Origin of the sequence: Nocardioides albertanoniae (assembly GCF_006716315.1) — a bacterium.
Taxonomy (GTDB): Bacteria; Actinomycetota; Actinomycetes; order Propionibacteriales; family Nocardioidaceae; genus Nocardioides; species Nocardioides albertanoniae.
Genome location: NZ_VFOV01000001.1, coordinates 4,207,127 through 4,229,826, shown reverse-complemented (window position 1 = coordinate 4,229,826; position 22,700 = coordinate 4,207,127). Strand labels below are relative to the sequence as shown.

Here is a 22,700-nt window from a genome sequence, read left to right as displayed (position 1 = left end):
ATCCGGGGCGAGAAAGAATCAGAGGTAGGTGAGCCGGTCGGCGGCGCGACGGGCGAGCGCGACGAAGTCGGAGCTGCTGAGGTCGACGTCGCCGTCGGGCACGAAGCTCATCTGGGCGACGTTGGAGCCCTTCCGGATCGCGGCCATCCGGTAGAAGATCGAGGTGTCCTTGTCGATCTCGACCCGGATGTGCCACACCGTGATCGCCCGGTCCTTGGTGACGTCGTTCTCCAGCAGCGTGACGTGGCTGCCGAGCTCCTTCTTGCCGCAGGCGTCCAGGCGGGAGCGGATGCCGGTGTTGAACGCCTGGGCCTCCTTCGCCGAACGGAACTTCCCGGCCGTCTCGGTGAGCCCGAAGGTCGGCGCGAGCTTCTTCTTGGACGCGGTGACCAGGAACGAGCGGGTCTGGGCGCCCGACATGCCCTTGGCGTTGAACTCGGTGTTGTCGCAGCGGGTCTTCGCCGGGTTGGTCTTGGCCGCCTTCGCGCCCGTCGCCTCCCACGGATCGCTGATCCCGTCAGCAGGCGGCACGTCGGTCTCGTTGATCAGGCCAGGAGCCTTGCCGATGGGCAGCGGCGTGGCGGTCGAGCGCGGTCGCTTGGTCTCCACGCAGGCGCCGGCGTTGGGCATCGAGCAGAGGTTGTGGACGGCGGTGCCGAGCATGGTCGAGGTCTTCGCCGCGGTGGCGCTCGACTTGCCCTCGGTCTTCACCGTGACCGCGGCGGTGTGGTTGCCGGTGCGGGCGACACCGAAGGTGACCGCCCGGTTGGTGGCCCAGTCGCGGTAGGCGAACAGGGTCGCCTCGTCGCCGATGCCCTTGACCGACTCGGTGAACATCAGCTGGTAGCGCGGCTCCGCGCACGCGGCGTACCACCCCTGCATTCGCTTGTACGCAGCAGAGGCGGCCTTCGTGTCGACGGAGGACTCGATGGTGGTGCCGGCCAGGGTCGCCTTGGACTCGGCGGTGAAGGTGCGCGCCAGGCTCGCCACCGGTCGCTTGCCGGCCGAGGGCTCGGCCTGGCAGGGGATGGTGAGGCCGGTGCCCTCGAGGTTGTCGGAGGTGATGTCGACCGCCCACGTGCCGCCGTAGATCTTCGCGACCTCGTCGTCGGTGACGAGGTCTTTGGCCGACAGCTTCTTGCCCGGGATCTCGCTCGGCTCGACCTCGAACTCCTCGGCGGCCGACTGCATCGAGAGGGTGTTGAGCCGTGGCTCGGTCTCGGCGTCCTGGGTCACGAAGAACCCGGCACCGACGAGGGCGGCGACCGCCGCGGCGGCACCGACGGCGGTGTGCACCCGGCGGCGTACGGCACCGGCGGTGGTCAGCGTCGAGGTCTTCGGCCAGGGCTGCTCGGTGAGCACGTCCACGAGCGGGTCGAAGATGGACTGCAGCTGCTCCGGGGCGATGCCGAGCGCTTCGCAGATGGCGGCGTTGGCGCCCTGCAGGTCGGTCTCGGTGCGGCTGATCGGGGTGCCGACCTCACGGGCGAGCTGACCGAGGTCGACGCTGGTGAGATGGCCGAGCAGGAAGACCTTGCGGTCGTGGAGCGGCAGGCTGCGCAGCGCCGACAGGGTGCTGTGGGCGCCCGGCGCGATCGTCTGGTCGCGGTGGAGCAGCGGCACCGAGTGGTTGCGGATCGCCTTGGACCAGGCGACCGGGCGGACCCAGTCCTCCCGCTCGAAGTCGTCCATCCGGCGCACCTTGCGCCAGTGGTGCCAGGTGATCACCATCGCGGCGCGCACGGCGCTCTTGGCAGCCTCCAGGTCGCCGGTCAGCGACCAGGTTTGGAGCAGGAGACGTCCGCGGACGTCCTGGTAGAACGCCTCGAAGGTCTCGTGGTCTGCCGTGCTCATGCCCATGTCAGCGGACAACTGTAGGTGATTCGATCGAATGATCGGCAATAGTCGCTGATGCACAGGTGGGTATGCAGGTGTGCACAAGACAGATCCGGGCGGCGCGTCGCCCGGATCGAGACGGCCGGGGTTGGGAAGATGAGTGGCGATGTCGTCCCTGCTGCCACCTCGCACCCCCGACCGTGGGCTCTCCGCGGATGATCTCCACGATCTCCGTCACCGCCGCCCGCTGGTCGCGGCAGCCCTGCTCGGCGGTGTCGGCACGGCCGTCGCCACGCTGCTGGTGTGCCTGGCCATCGGCATCCTCGGCTGGTTCATCAGCGACATGGGCGCCCATGGCGAGCCCTCCGACGCGATGCGCGTCGCCGCGCTCGGGTGGCTGGTCGGTCACGGCTCGGGCGTCGTCGTCTCCGGCGTCGCGATCACCGCCGTCCCGCTCGGGCTCACGCTCGTCCTCGCCTGGGCGATGTGGCAGGTCGCGGTCCGGGTCGGTGACTCGGTCTCGCTGCACGGCCCCGACGCCAATGCGCTCGCCGACGGCGAGCGCGACCTGACCGTCCCGGTCGTCGCCGGGCTGTTCACCTTCGGCTACACGCTCGTCGCGATCATCACCGCGCTCGTCGCCGGCACCCCGTCCACCGCGCCCAGCCTCGCCGGCGTCTTCGCCTGGTCGGTCGGGCTCTGCGCCGTCGTGGCTCTGCCCGCGATCGCGGTCGGCTCCGGGCGTGCGGCGCTGTGGTTCACGCTGCTGCCGCGCGCGGCAGTCGACGTGCTCGTGATGGTGCGCTCGATCCTGTTCTGGTGGCTCGCGGTCAGCACCCTGGTCTTCTTCGTGGCCCTCTTCGCCGACTTCACCACCTCGATCAACGTGGTCTCCCAGCTCCACCTCGACCTCGGCGGGATCATCCTCTACTCGCTGCTGGCCGTGCTCGTGCTGCCCAACGCCGTGCTCTTCTCCAGCGCCTACGCCCTGGGGCCGGGGTTCAGCGTCGGCCTCGGCACCACGGTCACGCCCACCGCGGTGACCCTCGGGCCGCTGCCGATGTTCCCGATGCTCGCGGCGCTCCCCGACAACGGTGCTCCGTCGGCCTGGGTCGCCGCGGTGATGGCCCTCGGGCCGCTGACCGCGTTCGTCGCGGTCTGCCGCGTGCAGCGCAACCGTCCGACGCTGCGATGGTCCGAGGGCGCGCTGCGCGGCGTGAGCGCCGGCGTCGTGGCCGGCCTGATCCTGGCCCTCGCCTCGAGCATCGCCGGCGGTGCCGTCGGCCCCGGCCGGATGGTCGGGATCGGGCCGTACGCCGGCCAGGTGCTCGTCAACGCCATCGCGTTCTTCGGTCTCGCCGGGCTGCTCGCCGGTCTCGCGATGACCTGGTGGCACCGGCGTTCCCTGCCCGCCTGAGGCTCCGCATAGTCTCTACCCGTGCCTCTTCGTCTCGTCGTCCTCGTGTCCGGCTCGGGCACCAACCTCCAAGCCCTGCTCGACGCCTGCGCGTCGCCTGACTTCGGAGCGGAGGTCGTCGCGGTCGGCGCCGACCGCGACGCGATCCAGGGGCTGACCCGGGCGAGCGACGCCGGGATCGAGACCTTCGTGCGCAAGGTCAAGGACTTCGGCTCGCGCGAGGAGTGGGACGCGGCGCTGGCGGAGTCGGTGGCGGCGTACGAGCCCGACCTGGTCGTCTCCGCAGGCTTCATGAAGCTGGTGGGGGAGACCTTCCTCGACCGGTTCGGCGGGAAGACGCTCAACACCCACCCGGCGCTGCTGCCGAGCTTCCCGGGGATGCACGGCGCGCGCGATGCGCTCGACTACGGCGTGAAGGTGACCGGGGCGACGCTGTTCATCGTCGACGCAGGTGTCGACACCGGGATGATCGTGGATCAGGTGAGCGTGCCCGTGGAGGACGACGACACCGAGGAGACGCTGCACGAGCGGATCAAGGTCGTCGAGCGTTCGATGCTCGTCGAGAGCGTCGGCCGGATCGCCCGCGAGGGTTACACCGTCGACGGCAGGCGGGTTCGGTTCGGGCGCGCCTGAGCCGTTAGGATCTCGGTGACACGACTGGCGCAGGTGGGGGACCACCGGGGAGTGTGAAGAGACGGCATCGACCGCCTGGGTGCCCTCATCGAAATCGTCGACCGATGAGGAGTTTGGCTGTGCAGGACCAGATCGCACTGAAGCGGGCGTTGGTGTCCGTCTACGACAAGACCGGTCTCGAGGACCTGGTCCGCGGGCTTCACGACGTCGGCGTCGAGCTCGTCTCCACCGGCGGTTCGGCGAAGCTCATCGCCGACCTCGGACTGCCCGTGACCAAGGTCGAGGACCTCACCGGCTTCCCCGAGTGCCTCGACGGCCGGGTGAAGACGCTGCACCCGCGCGTGCACGCCGGCATCCTTGCCGACCGCCGCCTCCCGGAGCACGTCGAGCAGCTGCGCGAGCTCGAGGTGGAGCCGTTCGACCTGGTGGTCGTCAACCTCTACCCGTTCGCCGACACCGTCGCCTCCGGCGCCGGTGAGCAGGACTGCATCGAGAAGATCGACATCGGCGGCCCCACGATGGTCCGCGCCGCAGCCAAGAACCACGCATCGGTCGCGATCGTCACCGACGGCGCCGACTACCCGCGGGCCCTCGAGGCCGCCAAGGCGGGTGGCTTCACCCTCGCCGAGCGCCAGCAGCTCGCCGCCAAGGCGTTCGTGCACACCGCGACGTACGACGTGCAGGTCGCCTCCTGGATGGGCTCCGTGCTCACCGACACCTCCGAGGGCACCGGCTTCCCGGCGTGGGTCGGCGGAACGTACGAGAAGTCGACCGTGCTGCGCTACGGGGAGAACCCGCACCAGAAGGCCGCGCTCTACCTCAACGACCACGGTCCGGCCGGGCTGGCTCGCGCCGAGCAGCTGCACGGCAAGGAGATGTCCTACAACAACTACACCGACACCGACGCCGCCCGGCGCGCCGCCAACGACTTCGCCGAGCCGGCCGTCGCGATCGTCAAGCACGCCAACCCGTGCGGCCTGGCCGTCGGCGCCGACATCGCCGAGGCGCACCGTCGTGCCCACGCCTGCGACCCGGTCTCCGCCTTCGGCGGCGTGATCGCCTCCAACCGCCCGGTCTCGGTCGAGATGGCCAAGCAGGTCGCCGAGGTGTTCACCGAGGTCATCGTGGCGCCGAGCTACGAGGACGGTGCCGTGGAGATCTTGCAGGGCAAGAAGAACATCCGCATCCTGGTCGCGGCTGCCGACGAGAGCGCTCCGGTGGAGACCCGCCCGATCTCGGGCGGTCTGCTGATGCAGCAGGTCGACCACGTCGACGCCGAGGGCGACGACCCGGCGTCGTGGACCCTCGCCACGGGCGAGGCCGCCGACGAGGCCACCCTCGCCGACCTGGCCTTCGCCTGGAAGGCGTGCCGCTCGGCCAAGTCCAACGCGATCCTGCTCGCCACCGAGGGCGCCTCGGTCGGCATCGGCATGGGCCAGGTCAACCGCGTCGACTCCTGCCGCCTGGCCGTCGAGCGCGCCAACACCCTCGCCGAGGGCACCGAGCGCGCCCGTGGTGCTGTTGCCGCCTCCGACGCGTTCTTCCCGTTCGAGGACGGCCCGCAGATCCTGATCGACGCCGGGGTCAAGGCGATCGTGCAGCCGGGCGGCTCCATCCGTGACGAGCTCACCATCAAGGCGTGCGAGGCGGCCGGGGTGACGATGTACTTCACCGGCACGCGTCACTTCGCGCACTGAGCGACCCGCACGCGGCGTACGAAATCTCCAGAGACCAAGTGACAGGATTGATCACGTGACTGCACAGAAGCTGGACGGCACCGCCACCCTCAAGACCATCAAGGCCGAGCTGGCCGAACGGGTGGAGAAGCTGAAGGCCCAGGGCATCACGCCGGGCCTCGGCACCGTGCTGGTGGGCGACGACCCGGGCAGCCGGTGGTACGTCAACGCCAAGCACAAGGACTGCGCGGAGATCGGCATCGAGTCGATCCGTGTCGACCTCCCCGCAAGCGCCACCCAGGCGGAGGTCGAGGCCGAGATCGACCGGCTCAACGCCGACCCGAGCTGCACCGGCTTCCTGGTGCAGCAGCCGACCGGCCTCGACGAGTTCGCGCTGCTCTCGCGGGTCGCGCCGGAGAAGGACGTCGACGGTCTGCACCCCTACAACCTCGGCAAGCTGGTGCTCGGCGAGGACGGTCCGCTGCCGTGCACCCCGGTGGGCTGCATCGAGCTGCTGCGCCGTCACGGCGTGGAGATCAAGAGCGCCGAGGTCGTCGTGGTCGGCCGTGGGCTCACCGTCGGTCGTCCGCTGGGTCTGCTGCTGACCCGTCGCTCGGAGAACGCCACCGTGACCCTGTGCCACACCGGCACCCGCGACCTGGCCGCGCACACCCGCAACGCCGACATCGTGGTGGCCGCCGCCGGCGTGCCCGGCATCATCACCAAAGACATGGTCAAGCCCGGCGCGGCCCTGTTGGACGTCGGTGTCTCCCGGGTCGACGGTAAGATCGCGGGAGACCTCGCCGACGACGTCTGGGACGTGGCTGGGTGGGTGTCTCCGAACCCGGGCGGGGTGGGTCCGATGACACGCGCCATGTTGCTCTCCAATATCGTCCTCAGCGCCGAGAAGGCTCTCGAAAGGCTCTGAACCGTGTCCGTCCACCCGACCATCAGCCACTCCGAGGCGTCCGCTCCGCAGACGCCGGCACCGGAGACGCAGGCGCCTGAGCAGGACAAGCAGGACACCCACGACGTACGCAGCTTCCCCTCGACCCTCGGCGGCTACGTCTACCTCGTGGTGCTCGCCGCTGCCGTCTCCGGTCTCGGGCTCGTCGGCTTCGGGCTGTGGCGGGTCGGGATCATCGTGCTCGCCGCAGGTGTGGGCATCGCGTCGTTGGGGCGCGCGGCGCTGCGTACGAAGGACGCCGGGATGCTCGCGGTGCGCAACCGCTGGTTCGACGTGGCGCTGCTGGGCCTGACCGCCGCGGCGCTGTGGATCCTCGCGGTGACCGTCCCCGGCGACTGACCGGCTCGCGACGGACAGCACGGACGACACAGACACGACACAGACAGACGAAGAAGGCCGCCCCGAGGGGCGGCCTTCCTTGTCGTCAGAGCGAGTCAGAGCTCGATCACTGCTCGATCGGGACCCACTCCTGCTTGGCGTAGTCCCAGCGCCAGCCGTCCTGCTCGTAGACCGGCAGCTCGCCCTCGCCACCCGCGTGGGTCGGCTGCTGCCAGGGCTGCTGGCCGCCGCCGGAGACGATGGTGCGGTCGCTGTTGTCGTCGGCGCCGCCCGGGGCGGCGTGCTCGGCGGCCGGAGCAGCCGGAGCCGCGTGGGTGGACTGGGCCGTGTGCGCAGCGGGCGCGGCCGGGGCCGCGGGAGCGGCCGCAGCGGCAGCCGGAGCGGCCGGGGCGGACGCCTGGGAGTCCCACTGGAAGTCCTGCGCGGAGCCCTTGGCGCCGCCGCCGAACGAGAAGCCCGCGCGGGCGAGCTCGCCGCCGTGCTTGCCGAAGATCAGCGGGTAGAGGACGCCGGCGATCGCGCCGCCGAGGGCCGGGACGATCAGGAAGATCGGCACCTGCGCGAGGTAGTCGCCGCCGGAGAAGAGCGCGGGGCCGAACGAGCGGGCCGGGTTGACCGAGGTGCCGGTCAGCGGGATGCCGACGAAGTGGATCGCGGCGAGAGCCAGACCGATGGCCAGGGGCGCCGCCGGAGCGTTCGGGGCGGCGCGGTTGTCGGTGACAGCCAGGATGATGAAGACGAAGATGAAGGTCAGCACCAGCTCGACGAGGATCGCGCCGACGATGTTGGTGCCACCGAGGTCGCCGAAGCCGTTGGCGCCCAGGCCGCCGTCGTTCCAGCTGTTGTAGCCGGAGGCGAGCGCGATGAGGAACAGCACGATCGCACCGAGGATGGCGCCCGCGAACTGCGATCCGACATAGATGCCGGCGTCCTTCCACGACAGCCTGCCGGAGGCCGCGGCGCCCACGGAGACCGCGGGGTTGAAGTGACCGCCGGAGATGCGGCCGAAGGCATAGGCGCCGATCACCACGGAGATACCGAACGCGAGCCCGACCGCAGCGATGTCGATGCCCGCCGGGCCTCCCTCGTTGTGGGCGGCGCTGGCGCTGATCGCGACGGCGGATCCGACGCCGAGGAACACCAGGATGAATGTGCCGATGACCTCGGCTGCGCTTTTCTGGATGAAGGTCGGCTCAGCTGCCGACAGAGATTCCTCGGTCATTTCCCCTTTTGCCCTTCACAGTCGGTTGACGTCGATCAGAGCCTTCGATGCCGAGAAGCGGAACCTCTCAGGCACCAGCAGTCACCTGAACAACATGGAGGTGTTGTCACACAGTAACTCTTTTGCGACGACGCATCGTGGTGCTTAGGTAGGGCGGGGCAGTGTCGCTGGGGAGATCAGGTATCTTGACGTCAAGGCACTTTCCCGTTGCCGGGTCCCCGACCTCAGTCAGCAGCACCGTAGATCGCAACCTGTCAGGAGTAGCCACCGCAATGGCCACACGAATCATCTACACCCACACCGACGAGGCGCCGCTGCTCGCGACGTACTCCTTCCTTCCGATCGTCTCGGCCTACGCGGCCAAGGCGGGCGTCGAGGTCGAGACGCGTGACATCTCCGTGGCCTCTCGCATCCTGGCCCAGTTCGGCCTGGCCGACGACGCGCTCGGCGAGCTGGGCGCGCTGGCGAACACGCCCGACGCCAACATCGTCAAGCTCCCCAACATCTCCGCCTCCATCCCGCAGCTCAAGGCCGCGATCAACGAGCTGCAGGAGCAGGGCTACGACATCCCCGACTACGTCGAGTCGCCGAGCACTCCGGAGGAGAAGGAGGCCCGGGCCAAGTACGACAAGGTCAAGGGTTCCGCCGTCAACCCGGTGCTGCGTGAGGGCAACTCCGACCGCCGCGCGCCGGGGTCGGTCAAGGCGTACGCCAAGGCTCACCCGCACACGAACAAGCCGTTCGGCGACGCGTCCAAGACCGACGTCGCGACGATGGGTGCCCACGACTTCAAGTCCAACGAGAAGTCGGTGACCCTCCCGGCCGACGACACGCTCTCCATCGTGCTCGAGAAGGCCGACGGCGAGACCGTGACGCTGCTCCCCGAGCTGCCGGTGCTCGAGGGCGAGATCATCGACGCCACCTACATGTCGGTCGCCAACCTGCACGCCTTCCTCGCGAACGCGCTGGCCAAGGCCAAGGCCGACGACGTGCTCTTCTCGGTGCACCTGAAGGCCACGATGATGAAGGTCTCCGACCCGATCATCTTCGGCCAGGTCGTGCGGGTCTACTTCAAGGACGTCTTCGCGAAGTACGGCGCCGACCTCGATGCCGCCGGCCTCTCGGCCAACGACGGTCTCGGTGCGATCCTGTCGGGTCTGCCCGCGCTGGAGAACGGCGCCGAGATCGAGGCCGCCTTCAAGGCCGCCATCGAGACCGGTCCGCGACTGGCCTACACCAACTCCGACAAGGGCATCACCAACCTGCACGTGCCCTCCGACGTCATCATCGACGCCTCGATCCCGGCGCTGATCCGCAACGGCGGCAAGCTCTGGGGCGTCGACGGCGGCGAGGCCGACACCCTCGCGGTGATCCCCGACTCCTCCTACGCCGGCGTCTACAAGACCGTCATCGACGACGTGAAGAAGAACGGCCCGCTCGACCCGGCCACGATCGGCACCGTGCCCAACGTCGGCCTGATGGCGCAGAAGGCCGAGGAGTACGGCTCCCACGACAAGACCTTCCAGATCGAGGCCGCCGGCACCGTACGCGTGCTCACCAAGGCCGGCGACGTGCTGCTCGAGCACGACGTCGAGGCCGGTGACATCTGGCGTGCCTGCCAGACCAAGGACATCCCGGTCCGCGACTGGGTCAAGCTCGCGGTCAGCCGTGCCCGTGAGTCCAAGACCCCGGCGATCTTCTGGCTCGACGAGTCGCGGGCGCACGACGCCTCGCTGATCGCCAAGGTGACCAAGTATCTGGCCGACTCCTCCGTCGTGGGTGACACCGAGGGCGCCGACATCAAGATCCTCTCGCCCGAGGCGGCCACGGCCTACTCCCTCGAGCGTCTGCGCGAGGGCGAGGACACGATCTCGGTCACCGGCAACGTGCTGCGTGACTACAACACCGACCTGTTCCCGATCCTCGAGGTCGGCACGTCGGCGAAGATGCTCTCCATCGTCCCGCTGATCGCCGGTGGCGGTCTGTTCGAGACCGGTGCGGGCGGCTCGGCCCCCAAGCACGTGCAGCAGCTGGTCGAGGAGAACTACCTGCGCTGGGACTCGCTCGGTGAGTTCTTCGCGCTGGTTCCGGCCTTCGAGAAGTACGCCGAGCAGGCCGGGGCACCGTCGGCGACCGTGCTCGCGGCGGCGCTCGACCGGGCCACCGCGACGTTCCTCGAGAACGACCGTTCGCCGGGCCGCAAGCTCGGCACGACCGACAACCGCGGCTCCCACTTCTACGTCGCCCTCTACTGGGCCCAGGAGCTGGCCGCGCAGACCGAGGACGCCAAGCTCGCCGAGGCCTTCAAGGGCCTGGCCGAGTCGCTCGCGGCCAACGAGGACAAGATCGTCGAGGAGCTCCTCGCCGTCCAGGGCAAGCCCGCCGACATCGGTGGCTACTACCTGCCCGACGGCGACAAGGTCGCCGCGGTCATGCGCCCCTCCGCGACGCTCAACGAGGCGATCGACTCGCTCTGAGACGAGCGCGGGAGGCGCGAGCGAAGCGAGCGCCACCCGAGATGGTCATCACCCGGCCCGGCACGGATCTCCGTGCCGGGCCGGCGTGCTTCTCGAGCGTCCTGCGGAGGTGATCTTGCTCTCCATATCTTTCTTCTGAACCGCGAAGGTGCAGGTCGGGTCAAGGTTTGTCGGCGGCCGGAGGCGGAAAACCTTTAGGAGAGTGTCGGTGGTCGCGCCTACCGTGACCTATTGATGACTACGACCCTCTCGACTCCGCCCACGCCGGTATCCGGCCAGGTCGACGGAGCTCCCGCCACGCCTGTTGACTCGAGTCGACAGGTCGACTGGCGACGCCTGAGGGGGCCGGTCTCGGCCGCTGCTCTGATCGCCCTCGCGGTGGCGATGGTCGCCCAGTCGATCGGCACGGTGGTCGCCGGTCGGCTCGCCGAGCACCCGGCAGGCACGCTGGTCGGGTGGCTGGCCCTGTGCGTGATCGGCGCCTCGCTCGTCGACTCGACGGCCAAGATCGCCTGGGTCGGGGTCTCCGACCGGGTCGAGGGCAAGCTGCGCGAAGACGTGCTCCAAGCCGCGATGCGCCAGCCGCTCGCCGAGCTCAGCGAGCAGGCGGTCGGCGAGATCCTCGACCGCGTCGACGACGACTCCCACGAGGTCGGCAACCTGCTGCGCTGGCAGCTGTGGATGCTGTTCCGTTCGATCTTCGCGGCGCTGCCGATGTGGATCGTGGCCAGCTTCACCTGGTGGCCGGCGGCGATCCTGTTCCCGTTGCTCGCGGTCGCCACGTGGTTCGCCATCCGCCGGCTCCTGGGCGAGATCTCGCGTCTCAAGGTGATCGAGGAGGCGTCCTGGACCGACCATGCCGCCGCGCTCGAGGAAGGCATCGCGGGGCGTGACGACCTGCGTACCAGCCTGGGGCAGGCCCACGTGGTCGCCCGCGTGGCCCGCCTCTCCGCGACGGTGCATGCGAAGTTCTGCGCCGTGGTCAAGGTCGAGGCGAAGGTCGGTCTGCGGGCCGGGGTGCTCCTGCACTCGCTGCTCGCCGGCATCGGCCTCGCCGGCATCGCGCTCGCTGCCACCGATCGTCTCGGGATCAGTGCGCTGGTCACGTTGTTCCTGGTGACGAGCACCTTCGTGGGTCAGATCGCGATGCTCGCCAGCCACCTGCCCGACATCCAGGCGGGCATGGGCGCCGTGATCCGGCTGCGCCAGATGATGGCGACCGAGCCGGAGCCCGAGGGCGGCGCCCCGGTGCCCGAGGGCGGCGCGCTCGAGGTCGAGCTGCGCGACCTGACGTTCTCCTACGCCGAGGGCTCCTTCGCCCTGCAGGACATCTCGCTCACGGTGCCCGCGGGTGACACGATCGCGCTCGTCGGTCGCACCGGGTCGGGCAAGTCGACGCTCGCCTCGCTGCTCTCCCGTGCCGTCGAGCCGCCTCGCGGGGCGGTGCTCCTGGGCGGTGTCGACGTGCGCGAGCTCGACCTGCAGCAGCTGCGCGCATCCGTGGGCGTGGTGACGCAGCGTACGGAGATCCTGGCCGGCACGCTCGCCGACAACATCTCCCTCTTCGACGACTCGCGTCCGCGTGCGGACATCGAGGGTGCGATCGCCACGCTCGGACTCTCGGAGTGGGTCGACGGCCTGCCCGACGGACTCGACACCCTGCTCGGCCCCGGCGGCACCTCGCTGTCGGCGGGGGAGGAGCAGCTGGTCGCCTTCGCCCGGCTGCTCGTGCGTGACGTGCGTGTGGTCGTGCTCGACGAGGCGACCGCGCGGATGGATCCGCTGACCGAGCGACGGGTGGTGGCTGCCGCCGACAGGCTGCTCACCGGCCGCACCGGCATCTTGATCGCCCACCGCCTCTCGACCATCGAACGGGCGCCGCACGTCGCGGTGCTCGACCACGGCCGGGTGATCCAGCACGGCCTGCGCGCTTCCCTGGCGACGGCGCCCGGACCGTTCCGCGACCTGCTCGAGGCCAGCCGCACCGAGCACCACGACTCTCCGGACCCCGACGCGACGCCGGTCGACCACTCCACCCTCGACCATGTCGCCGAGGGCAACGTCGGCGGCAAGCGTCGCGCGGGCACTCCGCCGGAGATGCCCGAGGTCGGCGCCGGCCCCTCGCTCGCCAAGGGGATCGCTCACGCCCTGTTCATCCGCCCCGAGTGGGGTGTCGCGGGTGCGCTGCTCTTCCTGTTCGCCTCGATGAGCGGTGCCCAGGGCGCCTTCACCGGCCTGCTGTGGGGCCTCATCGTCGAGTCGCTGCAGGGCGGTGGCATGCCGACGGTGCTGTCGGCGCTGCTGGTGGTCAGCCTGCTCGCCGCGCCGGTGATGCTCGCCGACGCCTTCTACCGCTACCCGCGCTGGTGGATCGAGGTCATGCTGCGGGCGCGGATGGCGGTGCTCTACGGTCAGACCCGTCAGCACCGGCTGACCCGCACCCCGCCGGGTGAGGTCGTGGCCCGGTCGATGGACGCGGATCGATACGCCCGTTACTCCGACCGCTGGGTCGACTTCGTCAACGGCCTGGTCATCGCCGCGATCACCGCACTGCTCGCCGGCACCGCGCTGGCCGGAGCCGTGCTGCTGGTCGTCATGGTCGCCTCAGCGCTGGCCTCCGCGGTCGGGCGACCGATCGCCGGGCGCTCCGCGGCGGCGTCCTCGGCCGCCCGGGCTCGGTTCGGGCGCGCGGTGGTCTCCGCGCTGGAGTCGGTGCGCACCGTCAAGCTGGCCGCGGCCACTCCGCAGGTCCACGTCCACCTGCAGCAGGTCGACTCCGGTCGGGTCGAGGCCGCCGTGAAGGAGCACCGGGTGCAGGCATTCCTCGACGGGGTGCCGGCTCTCATGGTCCAGTGCGGCGTGGTGGCCGCCTGGGGCATCTACTTCGGCGGCGGCTGGGGCCTGGCGACCGCACTGCTGGTCTCCAACGCGGTCTCGGGCTTCGACTGGTTCGGCCGGGTGGCCGGCATGGTCGTGACCGAGGCGCCCGGCACCCGCGCCTGGCAGAAGGAGACCAGCAGGTTCGCGAGCGGTCGCGACCTGATGGACCTCCCTCCCGACGTCGACCTGGTCTCCGGTGCCGCCCCGGCGCCCGGTCCGGTCGAGCGGGTGGAGCTGCGGTCCTTGGAGCTCGCGGGAGTCTCCGCGGTCCACGACGACGGCACCATCGGGGTCTCCGACGTCTCGCTCACCATCGAGCGCGGCGAGCTGGTGCTCCTCGTCGGGCAGGTCGGGTCGGGCAAGTCGTCGCTGCTGGCCTCGCTCGCCGGCCTGATCGAGCACACCGGCGTGATCCGATGGAACGACGAGCTGGTCGAAGACCCGCAGGCCTTCTTGCGGCCCGGGCAGGTCGCCTACGTCGCCCAGGTGCCGAGGGTGCTCTCCGGCACGTTCGCCGACAACATCCGCCTGGGTCATGACCGGCCGTTCGACGCCCCGGTCGCCGACGCGCGCCTCGACCTCGACGTCAAGGAGGCGGGCGGGCCGGATGCGCTCGTCGGTCACCGCGGCGTACGCCTCTCCGGTGGGCAGGTCCAGCGGCTCGCGCTGGCGCGGGCGCTCGCGGCCGGCACCGAGCTGCTCCTGGCCGACGACGTCTCCAGCGCGCTCGACGCGTCCACCGAGATCGAGCTCTGGCGGGCGCTTCGCGAGCGGCACACCACGGTGGTCGGGGCGACCTCCAAGCGGGCCGCTCTCGCCCAGGCCGACCGTGTCGTGGTCATGGTCGACGGCGAGATCGCCGCTGTCGGTCCGTGGGCCGGTCTGGCGCCGGCCTGGTCCCACCTCGCCGGCTGACCCACCCGTCGACTCGGCGGGTGGGTCAGGCGGCTTCGCCGCGCTCGAGTACGCGGCGCAGCGCATCAGCGTCCACACCGAGTGTCCGTAGTGCAGCATGCCCGTCCCCTTCCGCGCGCAGGATGCCCAGCAGGATGTGCTCGGTGCCGATGGAGCGGTCTCCGAGCCTGATCGCCTCGCGCAGCCCGAGCTCGAGCACCTTCTTCGCGTCCTTGGTGAAGGGGAGGTGGCCGCCGAGGCGGCGGCGTGGCCGCCCGTTGTCCAGCGCTCCTTCCCCGAACGCCGACTCGACCTTGGAGCGCACGGCGTCCAGGTCGATCCCCAGCGCGGCGAGCGCGTCGGCGTCGTCGCTGCCGAGGTGTCCGTGGGCGCGCTCGATCTCTTCCCGCAGCTCGGTCGCGTCGACCCCTGACCCGGCGAGCGCCCGAGCGCCGAGGGAGTCGCCGGCCTGGATCGCCAGCAGGAGGTGGTCGTCGCCGATGCGCTCGTGGCCGAGCTCGGTCGCGTACGTCTGTGCCGTCGTCACCGCGTCGCGCGCGGGCCGGGTGAACCTCTCGAACATCACATCTCCTTCGCATACTTCTTGTGAACCGCCTGCCGGCTGACCTCCAGCGCGTCGGCGATCTCCTGCCAGGCCCACCCGTTGCGGCGGGCATTGGTCACCTGCAGCCGCTCCAACGAGTCGGCCAGGCGGCGTAGCGCGAGCGCTGCCCGCAACCCGACGCGCGGGTCGGCGCTCGCTGCCGACTCCGCCAGGTCCTTCGCATCCGTCATGCGTGTCAATCTAAGTTGACACGAGCCTTCTGTCAACCAAGATTGACAAACCTGGGGCCGAGAGGTCACTCCTGCAGGTCGAGTGGGCACGTCCGTGCCCACTCGACCTGCAGGAGTGACCTCTCGACGGGCGTGGGCCGGGGGACGCGGGTCACACCGATGCACGGAATAGCCCGCGAACGGGGCATGGTTAGGCAGTAGTGACCGACACCGTTAGCCCCATGACCGCCGCGAAGCCGGTCACTCCCGCACGCTTCGCCGTCGCTGTGCTCGCGCTCGCGATGGGTGGCTTCGCGATCGGAACGACCGAGTTCGTGACCATGGGCGTGCTGCCGGAGATCGCCGAGGGGGTCGGCGTCGGCACCTCGACGGCGGGTCACCTGATCAGTGCCTATGCGGTCGGTGTCGTGGTCGGCGTACCGATCCTGTCGTTCTTCGTCGCGCATCTCCCACGCAAAGGCCTGCTGCTGGCGCTGATGGCGGCCTATGCCCTGTTCAACGTGCTCAGCGCTGTCGCGGTCGACTTCCACATGCTGCTGGTCGCGCGTTTCCTCGACGGGCTTCCGCACGGTGCCTACTTCGGTGTCGCGACCATCGTGGCGACCTCGATGGCCGCCCCGAAACACCGCGGTCGTGCCGTCGCGTTGGTCATGCTCGGGCTCTCGGTCGCCAACGTGATCGGCGTGCCGTTCGCGACCTGGCTCGGCCAGAGCGCCGGCTGGCGGGCACCGTACGCCGCAGCAGCAGGCCTCGCCCTGCTCACCGTGGTGCTGGTGCAGGTCTCGGTGCCCCACTTCCCGGGCGACCCGAACGCGACCGGCCGAGGTGAGGCGAGCACGTTCTTCACCAACCCCCAGGTCTGGTTGACCATGCTCGCGGGCGCGATCGGCTTCGGCGGCATGTTCGCGGCCTACTCCTACATCTCCCCGATCGTCACCGGCACGGCCGGACTGGCCGCGGGCGCGGTGCCGTGGTTCGTGTTCGCCTTCGGCCTCGGCATGGTCGTCGGCACCTGGGTGGCCGGCGAGATGGCGCGCTGGTCGGTGATGGGGTCGCTGCTGGTGAGCAGCCTCGGCATGATCGCCGTGCTGTCGCTCTTCTGGCTGGTCGCCCCCGCCGGCTGGTGGCTCGCGCCGGTGGCGTTCTTGACCACTGCGATCGCCTCGGTGCTGGTGATCAACCTGCAGGTGCGCCTGATGGACGTCGCCGACAACGCGGTGACCCTCGGCGCTGCGATGAACCACGCGAGCCTCAACATCGCCAACGCCCTCGGCGCCTTCGCCGGCGGCCTCGCCCTCGACACCTGGAGCGCACGAGAGGCGCCGCTGGTCGGCGCGGGCCTGGCTGCCGGCGGGATGGTGGTGCTGCTGTGGAGCACCACCATCCACCGACGCCGGGCCCAGCCGAGCTAACGCCGAGTCGGCTCGTTCTGACCACAATTGATGCCGAGTCGGCGCGTTAGAACGAGCCGACTCGGCATCGTTCGGCGTCAGAACGAGCCGACTCGGCGAATCGTCAGGCGCCCGCGGCTTCGTCCGGGGTCGGGGTCGCGGTGGCGGCCTCGACGGCCGCGATGAACCCGTCGGCCCAGGCGTTCGAGTCGTGGTGGCGCACGGTGTCCCACAGCCCGCGCATCCGATCCTTGGTCTCGGCCTCGTCCATGTCGACGGCCTGCAGGAAGACCCGCACCATGTCGGAGACGTCGTGGGGGTTGGTCAGCACCGCGCCGCGCAGCTCGGCCGCCGCCCCGGCGAACTCGGAGAGCACCAGCGTGCCGCTGGTGCCGAGGAGGCCGTGCACCGCGGCGTACTCCTTGGCGACGAGGTTGAGGCCGTCGCGCAGCGGCGTGATCCACATGATGTCGGCGTTGGCGTAGTAGGCCAACAGCTCCTCGAACGGGATCGGCCGGAAGTAGAAGTGCACGGGCATCCAGCCCATCCGCGAGAACCGGCCGTTGATGCGGCCGACGGCCTGCTCGATCTGGTTCTGCAGCGACTTGTAGACGGTCATCTCGCCGGCGGCCGGCACGCACACCAGCACCAGCGAGAGCTCGCCCATCAGCGACGGGTCCTCGAGCAGCGCCCGCTCGAAGGCCTCGAGCTGCTGCAGCACGCCCTTGGTGTAGTCGAGCCGGGAGACGGCGAGCGCGATCCGCTGCCCGGTGAACTCCGTCTTGACCTTGGCGATCGACTTCTGCACGGCCTCCGTGGCCAGGGTGTCGGCGATCCGCTGGGTGTCGACGCTGACCGGGTTGGCGCCCAGGTGCACCCGACGGCCGCCGACGTCGATGACCGACGGCATCGTGTCGAGCCCGAGCGCGAAGCCGTACGTCCGGAATCGAGGGGCGCTGTCGACGGTCTCGATCACCTCGACCGGCGCGACCCCGCGGGCCACGTCGACGAAGTTCTCCACCTGGCGGGGGATGTGGAAGGAGATGTAGTCGCACTGCAGCAGCGAGCCGATGATCTCGCGTCGCCACGGCACCACGTTGAACACGTCGGCCGAGGGGAAGTGGGTGTGGTGCAGGAACGCGATCTTCACATCGGGTCGCAGCTCCCGCAGGAACGCCGGCACCATCCACAGGTTGTAGTCGTGGATCCAGACGATGGCGCCGTACGCAGCCTCGGCTGCCGCCTGCTCGGCGAAGGCCCGGTTGACCCGGCGGTAGACCTGCCAGTCCTCCTCCTTGAACTTCGCGCGCTCCCAGAAGGTGTGCAGCAGCGGCCAGAACGCCTCCTTGGAGAAGCGTTTGTAGAAGATGTCGACGTCCTTCTTCGACAGCGGCAGCCGTGAGGCGACCAGGCCGGGGTAGAGCTTGGGATCGACGACCGTGTGGGTGGCGAAGTTGCCGCGCTTCGGATCGTCGACCGACCAGGCGACCCAGGATCCGGTGCGCTCGCTGAAGAACGACAGCAGCGTCGGGATGATGCCGTTGGGCGACTTCGGGCGCCGGCGCTGCACCTCCCCGTTCTCGATCACCTCGTCGTAGGGGAGCCGGTGGTAGACCATGACGAGGTCCGACTTCCCCGGGTCGTCGGCGTCGTTCTCCGGGTCGTAGATGTGCTCGTCGTCGAGCAGGTTGAAGTGCTTGATCGCCTGCAGGATGCCGCCGGTGCCGGGGGCGGTGGCGTGGAACGTACGCCCTTTGTCGCGGGTGGCGTCGAGCAGCAGGTCCTCGGCCTCGCCGACGCAGACGCCGGGGAACCCGATGTCATACATCGAGAGGTCGTTGAGGGTGTCGCCGGCGACCAGCACGCGGTCCTTGGGGATGCCGAGGTGCTCGACCAGCCTGGTGACGGTGTAGCCCTTGTTGATCCCTCCGGGCAGCACATCGAGGTAGTGGCCGGCCGAGTAGAGCAGGTCGCAGCCGATCTCGGCGACCAGGGGAGCGAGGTCGTCGGTGACTGCCTCCGGGTCGCAGAAGTAGGAGACCCGGCGGTCCTGCGGCACGTTCTGGCGCACCAGCCCGGGGCGGTCGCCGATCTTCTCCAAGACCTTCAGCTCGCCGGGCCACCTGGCGGCGATCTCCTGCTGGATGGGTTCGACGGCGAGCAGGTCGTGGCCGGTGACGATGGTGGCGCCGACGTCGCAGATGATGAAGTCGGGGGTCGGGATCGTCGGGTCGGCCAGCAGGGGCATCACGGACTCGAGCCCACGGCCGGTGACGAACGAGAGAAGCACGTCCTCGCGGCGGCTCAGCGTCTGGTAGAGCTTGACCTTCGCCTCGGGATCGCCGGCTAGGAAGGTTCCGTCCAGGTCAGTCGCAAGCAGCATGCGCGCATCGGCGGCGGACGTGTGGTTCACAGGTCTCCTCGGGGGTCGCCGTACCTCGATGATCGAGGCTGCGGACCCCTTCGAGGATCCGCGGGTCGGCCAGCGATGTTAACAGGGCCGTGTTTCACGCAGCGAACAGTCACTTGACGGGTGAGCATCCGTGCACTGAGTAAAGATGCTCAGAATCTCCACAGAATCGTAAGAAAATTTGGCAGGTTTCGATAACTCAACTGAAGGTCTCTCGTTGAGGTGAGTATGCGGATCCTGCCCGTGGTGCTCACGACCGCTGGCGACCACGGTCCTCGACGTTGAACACGGGGGGCGCCGAGGCCCAGGGCCGGCACGCGGATCGTCGCTGCGGGCAGGATCCACAGAAGGTGAGGGTCGACACCGGCCCACCATTTCGAGCCTTTCATCCAGCGACTGTCAGAATGCGTCCATGACCGGCAGCACCGCTCCTCGGGACCCGTCCTCGTCGGGTCCGGCATCGACCACCCGGCCCAGGGTCCTCTCGGGCATCCAGCCGACCGCCGACTCCTACCACCTCGGCAACTACCTCGGCGCGGTGCGGCAGTGGGTGAGCCTGCAGGAGGAGCACGAGCCGTTCTTCTTCATCGCCGACCTGCACGCGATCACCGTCGAGCAGGACCCGAAGGTGCTGCGGGAGCGTACGCGGCGGGCCGCCGCCCAGCTGCTCGCTGCCGGTGTCGACCCGGGGCGTTCCGCGATCTTCGTGCAGTCCCACCTGCCCGAGCACGCCCAGCTCGGCTGGGTGATGCAGTGCATCACCTCGTTCGGCGAGGCGCGCCGGATGACCCAGTTCAAGGACAAGTCCGCCAAGGGCGGGGAGGGTGCGGCCTCCGTCGGCCTCTTCTCCTACCCGATGCTGATGGCTGCCGACATCCTGCTCTACCGCCCGGCGTACGTGCCGGTGGGTGAGGACCAGCGCCAGCACCTCGAGCTGACCCGCGACCTCGCCCAGCGGTTCAACAGCCGTTACAAGAAGACCTTCAAGCTGCCCGAGCCCTACATCCTCAAGGAGGTCGCGAAGATCTACGACCTCCAGGACCCGACGAGCAAGATGTCGAAGTCTGCCTCGAGCCCGGCCGGCCTGATCGACATGCTCGACGACCCCAAGGTGAGCGCCAAGAAGATCCGCTCCGCGGTCACCGACTCGGAGATGGAGATCCGCTTCGACGAGGAGGGCAAGCCGGGCGTCTCCAACCTGCTGCGGATCTACTCCGCCCTGACCGGCGCCGAGATCGACACCCTGGTCGGCAAGTACGACGGCAAGGGCTACGGCGACCTCAAGAAGGATCTCGCCGAGGTCGTCGTCGACTATGTGACGCCCTTCCGCGAGAAGACCTTCGAGGTGCTCGAGGACAAGGCGTATCTCGACGGCATCCTGGCGCAGGGGGCGGAGAAGGCGGGCGCGGTCGCCCGCAAGACTCTGGCCGACGTCTACGAGCGGGTGGGCTTTGTGCCCCCCGCGGCGCCGGTCGGCTAGTAGGGTCGGCGCATGCGCACCATCGGTGTTGCCATCGCTATCCCGGAGCCTTGGGCAAGTCAGCTCCAGGACTATCGGTCGTCTCTCGGGGACGCGACGGCGACCATGATCCCGACGCACATCACCCTCGTGCCGCCGACCGAGATCCACGACGACATGCTGCCCGACGTCGAGGATCACCTGGCGGCAGCAGCGGCCCGAGTGGCGCCGTTCAACGTGCATCTGCGCGGCACCGGCACCTTCCGGCCGGTCTCGCCGGTGGTGTTCGTGACGGTGGTCGCGGGCATCTCGGGATGCGAGCAGCTGGCCAACACCGTCCGGCAGGGGCCGCTCGACCAGAAGCTCACGTTCCCCTATCACCCGCATGTCACGATCGCTCACGACCTTCCCGACGCTAGCCTCGACAAGGCTTTCGGGGAGCTGGCCGACTTCGAGTGCGAGTGGCTGGTCGAGGAGTTCCACCTCTACGTGCACGACGACACCGACGGGTGGCGCCCGACCCGGGAGTTCGCACTCACGGCAGCACTGACCAGCTGATGCGGGGCCAGATCCCGCTCACGATCGATGGATAGGGATCTCGGGACGATGGAGAAGATCAAGGCGAAGCTCGCCGAGATGCGCGAGCGGTTCCCCGCGCTGGATCGCGTGCTGCGTACGCAGGAGCACTACGGCGAGGTCGGCGCGGCCCAGCAGGCCGGAGCGATCACCTACTTCGGGTTCCTGTCGACGTTCCCGATCCTCGCCCTCGCCTTCTTCGCCGTCGGCCAGATCGCGAAGGTCTACGCCGGAGCCGAGAGCGACCTGGTCGATGCGATCGACCAGGTGCTGCCCGGGCTCGTCGGCAACAGCCCCGGCCAGCTGAAGATCGCCGACATCGAGAGCGCCGCCGGCGCCGTGGGGATCGTCGGTGCCGTCGGTCTGCTCTACGCCGGTCTCGGGTTCATCGACGGGCTGCGCAAGGCGCTCGAAGCCGTCTTCGTGGTGCCTGACAAGCTCCAGCCGGGCTTCCTCGGAGCCAAGATCCGCGACCTGATCGCGCTGATCGGGCTCGGCGCGATCCTGCTCGTGGCGGTCGCGGCCACCGGGCTCGTACGCACCTTCTCGGTCAACGTCTTGGAGCTCATCGGCCTCGACGAGGGCTTCGGCTGGCTGATCGTGCTGCTCACGGTGGTGCTGGGCCTTGCCGCCAACACCGTGCTCTTCTTCGCGATGTTCCACCTGGCCCCCCAGAAGGGCAACTCGAAACGATCGCTGTGGGCCGGAGCCCTTCTCGGCGCGATCGGCTTCGAGATCCTCAAGCAGGCCTCGGCACTCCTGCTCAACGCCACCCAGGGCCAGCCCGCCTTCCAGGCCTTCGGCATCGCCCTCATCCTGGTCGTCTGGATCCACTACACCTCGATGGTGATCCTCTACGCCGCCTCGTACGCTCACGTTCGCGCCAATCCGGCGGAGGAGTCCGAGGCGGCCGACGACGTGGACGCCGACGGGGCCGACGCTGCCGAGGACGAAGCCCGGGGCTGAGGCGACGAGGGTCGGGTGAGAGAGTTTGTCCATGAAGCTCGAGAAGACTGACGGCGCGCTCCTCCTGGTCATCGGGGTGTGGACGATCGCGATCTGGACCAACTTCGGTCGCAACCTCGTCAAGACGGCCAAGGACCCGGAGCAGTCGCGTCCCAAGCCCTACTACATCGCCCACGCGGTGCTCGTGGTCGTCGACGTCCTTCTCGGTGGGTTGCTCGTCAAGCTCGGCGTGCAGCGGTTGCTGACCCGGGGCTGAGCCCCAGGAGTCAGGCCGACTCGGCCGTGTCGAGGTGGTCGACCAGGTCGGTGAGCTGGTCGCGCAGGGCGAGCGCCTCCTCGCGGGTGATCCCCATCGACGCGCCGAGCTGCTCAGGCACGCCCGAGACCTGCTCCTCCAGTGCCCTGCCGTCGTCGGTCAGGCTGACCAGCACCCGGCGCTCGTCGCCCGGGTCGCGGTCGCGCCGCACCAGATCCGCGGTCTCGAGGCGCTTGAGCAGGGGAGTCAGGGTGCCGGAGTCGAGCCGCAGACGTTGGCCGAGCGAGGTCACCGACAACGGCTCGGTGGTCTCCCAGAGCACCAGCATCACCAGATACTGCGGGTAGGTCAGCCCTGTGCCCCTGAGCAGCGTCACGTAGCGCTTCGTGACGGCTCGGGTCGCTGCGTAGAGCGGGAAGCAGAGCTGGAGATCGAGCGCGAGCTGCGGATAAGTACGTCCGGACACGTCCATCAGTCTACTCCCTTGCGCTATTGAGTTGTGCGCA

At 69.4% G+C, this 22,700-nt stretch carries 18 protein-coding genes and 1 riboswitch; of the genes, 12 read left to right on the top strand and 6 right to left on the bottom strand.

Annotated elements, in window-relative coordinates:
- Nucleotides 1–18: 18 nt before the first annotated feature.
- Nucleotides 19–1,854 (bottom strand): SigE family RNA polymerase sigma factor, encoded by a 1,836-nt coding sequence (locus FB381_RS20285; protein ID WP_141781951.1) that lies wholly within the window; start codon nt 1,852–1,854, stop codon nt 19–21.
- A gap of 148 nt (nt 1,855–2,002) precedes the next feature.
- Here FB381_RS20285 and FB381_RS20280 point away from each other — a divergent pair, with 148 nt between their 5' ends.
- The 5 genes from FB381_RS20280 to FB381_RS20260 all read left to right on the top strand — a co-directional run bounded on the left by FB381_RS20280 (nt 2,003) and on the right by FB381_RS20260 (nt 6,868).
- Nucleotides 2,003–3,253, top strand: a complete 1,251-nt coding sequence (locus tag FB381_RS20280) for a cell division protein PerM (protein ID WP_246088227.1) — start codon at nt 2,003–2,005, stop codon at nt 3,251–3,253.
- Between the two features lie 21 nt (nt 3,254–3,274).
- Nucleotides 3,275–3,886, top strand: coding sequence for a phosphoribosylglycinamide formyltransferase (gene purN, locus FB381_RS20275; RefSeq protein ID WP_141781949.1), 612 nt, complete (start codon nt 3,275–3,277; stop codon nt 3,884–3,886).
- A gap of 10 nt (nt 3,887–3,896) precedes the next feature.
- Nucleotides 3,897–3,974, top strand: a riboswitch (ZMP/ZTP riboswitch).
- 16 nt (nt 3,975–3,990) lie between these two features.
- A complete protein-coding gene (purH, locus tag FB381_RS20270; RefSeq protein ID WP_141781948.1) occupies nt 3,991–5,583 on the top strand; it encodes a bifunctional phosphoribosylaminoimidazolecarboxamide formyltransferase/IMP cyclohydrolase in 1,593 nt (530 codons plus the stop codon).
- 55 nt (nt 5,584–5,638) lie between these two features.
- A complete protein-coding gene (locus FB381_RS20265) occupies nt 5,639–6,490 on the top strand; it encodes a bifunctional methylenetetrahydrofolate dehydrogenase/methenyltetrahydrofolate cyclohydrolase (RefSeq protein WP_141781947.1) in 852 nt (283 codons plus the stop codon).
- 3 nt (nt 6,491–6,493) lie between these two features.
- Complete coding sequence (locus FB381_RS20260; RefSeq protein WP_246088226.1) at nt 6,494–6,868, top strand: DUF3017 domain-containing protein; 375 nt, start codon at nt 6,494–6,496, stop codon at nt 6,866–6,868.
- A 106-nt stretch (nt 6,869–6,974) separates the two neighbouring features.
- Here the strand turns inward: FB381_RS20260 and FB381_RS20255 are convergent, their stop codons facing one another.
- Complete coding sequence (locus FB381_RS20255; RefSeq protein ID WP_170225247.1) at nt 6,975–8,090, bottom strand: MIP/aquaporin family protein; 1,116 nt, start codon at nt 8,088–8,090, stop codon at nt 6,975–6,977.
- A gap of 272 nt (nt 8,091–8,362) precedes the next feature.
- On the opposite strand from FB381_RS20255, the gene FB381_RS20250 reads away from it, so the two are divergent.
- Both FB381_RS20250 and FB381_RS20245 read left to right on the top strand, forming a co-directional pair.
- Nucleotides 8,363–10,567: an NADP-dependent isocitrate dehydrogenase gene (locus FB381_RS20250; RefSeq protein WP_141781946.1), complete on the top strand. Its 2,205-nt coding sequence runs from the start codon at nt 8,363–8,365 to the stop codon at nt 10,565–10,567.
- Between the two features lie 234 nt (nt 10,568–10,801).
- Complete coding sequence (locus FB381_RS20245) at nt 10,802–14,362, top strand: ATP-binding cassette domain-containing protein (protein ID WP_141781945.1); 3,561 nt, start codon at nt 10,802–10,804, stop codon at nt 14,360–14,362.
- A gap of 25 nt (nt 14,363–14,387) precedes the next feature.
- Here the strand turns inward: FB381_RS20245 and FB381_RS20240 are convergent, their stop codons facing one another.
- Nucleotides 14,388–14,924 (bottom strand): Clp protease N-terminal domain-containing protein, encoded by a 537-nt coding sequence (locus FB381_RS20240; RefSeq protein WP_141781944.1) that lies wholly within the window; start codon nt 14,922–14,924, stop codon nt 14,388–14,390.
- Nucleotides 14,924–15,136 carry an RNA polymerase subunit sigma-70 gene (locus FB381_RS20235; protein ID WP_141781943.1) on the bottom strand — a complete coding sequence of 71 codons (213 nt, stop codon included), beginning with the start codon at nt 15,134–15,136 and terminating at the stop codon, nt 14,924–14,926. The genes FB381_RS20240 and FB381_RS20235 overlap by 1 nt, the downstream gene beginning before the upstream one ends.
- Before the next feature lie 221 nt (nt 15,137–15,357).
- On the opposite strand from FB381_RS20235, the gene FB381_RS20230 reads away from it, so the two are divergent.
- Nucleotides 15,358–16,548, top strand: a complete 1,191-nt coding sequence (locus FB381_RS20230) for an MFS transporter (protein WP_170225246.1) — start codon at nt 15,358–15,360, stop codon at nt 16,546–16,548.
- Nucleotides 16,549–16,651: 103 nt separating this feature from the next.
- Here FB381_RS20230 and ggpS read toward each other — a convergent pair whose 3' ends face one another.
- Nucleotides 16,652–18,940: a glucosylglycerol-phosphate synthase gene (ggpS, locus tag FB381_RS20225; RefSeq protein ID WP_246088225.1), complete on the bottom strand. Its 2,289-nt coding sequence runs from the start codon at nt 18,938–18,940 to the stop codon at nt 16,652–16,654.
- Nucleotides 18,941–19,349: 409 nt separating this feature from the next.
- Between ggpS and trpS the strand changes: the two genes are divergently transcribed.
- From trpS to FB381_RS20205, 4 genes are read left to right on the top strand one after another with little or no spacing between them, the layout of a single operon-like run.
- On the top strand, nt 19,350–20,417 hold the full coding sequence (gene trpS / locus FB381_RS20220) for a tryptophan--tRNA ligase (protein WP_141781940.1): 1,068 nt from the start codon (nt 19,350–19,352) through the stop codon (nt 20,415–20,417).
- 12 nt (nt 20,418–20,429) lie between these two features.
- Complete coding sequence (locus FB381_RS20215; protein ID WP_141781939.1) at nt 20,430–20,954, top strand: 2'-5' RNA ligase family protein; 525 nt, start codon at nt 20,430–20,432, stop codon at nt 20,952–20,954.
- A 48-nt stretch (nt 20,955–21,002) separates the two neighbouring features.
- The gene (locus tag FB381_RS20210; protein WP_246088224.1) at nt 21,003–21,938 is read left to right on the top strand and encodes a YihY/virulence factor BrkB family protein; all 936 of its coding nucleotides are present in this window, start codon (nt 21,003–21,005) and stop codon (nt 21,936–21,938) included.
- 31 nt (nt 21,939–21,969) lie between these two features.
- Entirely contained in the window at nt 21,970–22,194 is a 225-nt protein-coding gene (locus FB381_RS20205) for an SCO4848 family membrane protein (RefSeq protein ID WP_141781937.1), read from the top strand.
- Nucleotides 22,195–22,204: 10 nt separating this feature from the next.
- On the opposite strand, the gene FB381_RS20200 is transcribed toward FB381_RS20205, so the two are convergent.
- On the bottom strand, nt 22,205–22,666 hold the full coding sequence (locus tag FB381_RS20200; RefSeq protein WP_141781936.1) for a MarR family winged helix-turn-helix transcriptional regulator: 462 nt from the start codon (nt 22,664–22,666) through the stop codon (nt 22,205–22,207).
- Nucleotides 22,667–22,700 lie beyond the last annotated feature (34 nt).

Coding starts and splice junctions, on each gene's coding strand:
- FB381_RS20285 (WP_141781951.1), bottom strand. CDS start 1,854: ATGAGCACGGCAGACCACGAGACCTTCGAGGCGTTCTACCAGGACGTC.
- FB381_RS20280 (WP_246088227.1), top strand. CDS start 2,003: ATGTCGTCCCTGCTGCCACCTCGCACCCCCGACCGTGGGCTCTCCGCG.
- purH (WP_141781948.1), top strand. CDS start 3,991: ATGAGGAGTTTGGCTGTGCAGGACCAGATCGCACTGAAGCGGGCGTTG.
- FB381_RS20255 (WP_170225247.1), bottom strand. CDS start 8,090: ATGACCGAGGAATCTCTGTCGGCAGCTGAGCCGACCTTCATCCAGAAA.
- FB381_RS20250 (WP_141781946.1), top strand. CDS start 8,363: ATGGCCACACGAATCATCTACACCCACACCGACGAGGCGCCGCTGCTC.
- FB381_RS20245 (WP_141781945.1), top strand. CDS start 10,802: ATGACTACGACCCTCTCGACTCCGCCCACGCCGGTATCCGGCCAGGTC.
- FB381_RS20240 (WP_141781944.1), bottom strand. CDS start 14,924: ATGTTCGAGAGGTTCACCCGGCCCGCGCGCGACGCGGTGACGACGGCA.
- FB381_RS20235 (WP_141781943.1), bottom strand. CDS start 15,136: ATGACGGATGCGAAGGACCTGGCGGAGTCGGCAGCGAGCGCCGACCCG.
- FB381_RS20230 (WP_170225246.1), top strand. CDS start 15,358: ATGACCGCCGCGAAGCCGGTCACTCCCGCACGCTTCGCCGTCGCTGTG.
- trpS (WP_141781940.1), top strand. CDS start 19,350: ATGACCGGCAGCACCGCTCCTCGGGACCCGTCCTCGTCGGGTCCGGCA.
- FB381_RS20215 (WP_141781939.1), top strand. CDS start 20,430: ATGCGCACCATCGGTGTTGCCATCGCTATCCCGGAGCCTTGGGCAAGT.
- FB381_RS20210 (WP_246088224.1), top strand. CDS start 21,003: ATGGAGAAGATCAAGGCGAAGCTCGCCGAGATGCGCGAGCGGTTCCCC.
- FB381_RS20205 (WP_141781937.1), top strand. CDS start 21,970: ATGAAGCTCGAGAAGACTGACGGCGCGCTCCTCCTGGTCATCGGGGTG.
- FB381_RS20200 (WP_141781936.1), bottom strand. CDS start 22,666: ATGGACGTGTCCGGACGTACTTATCCGCAGCTCGCGCTCGATCTCCAG.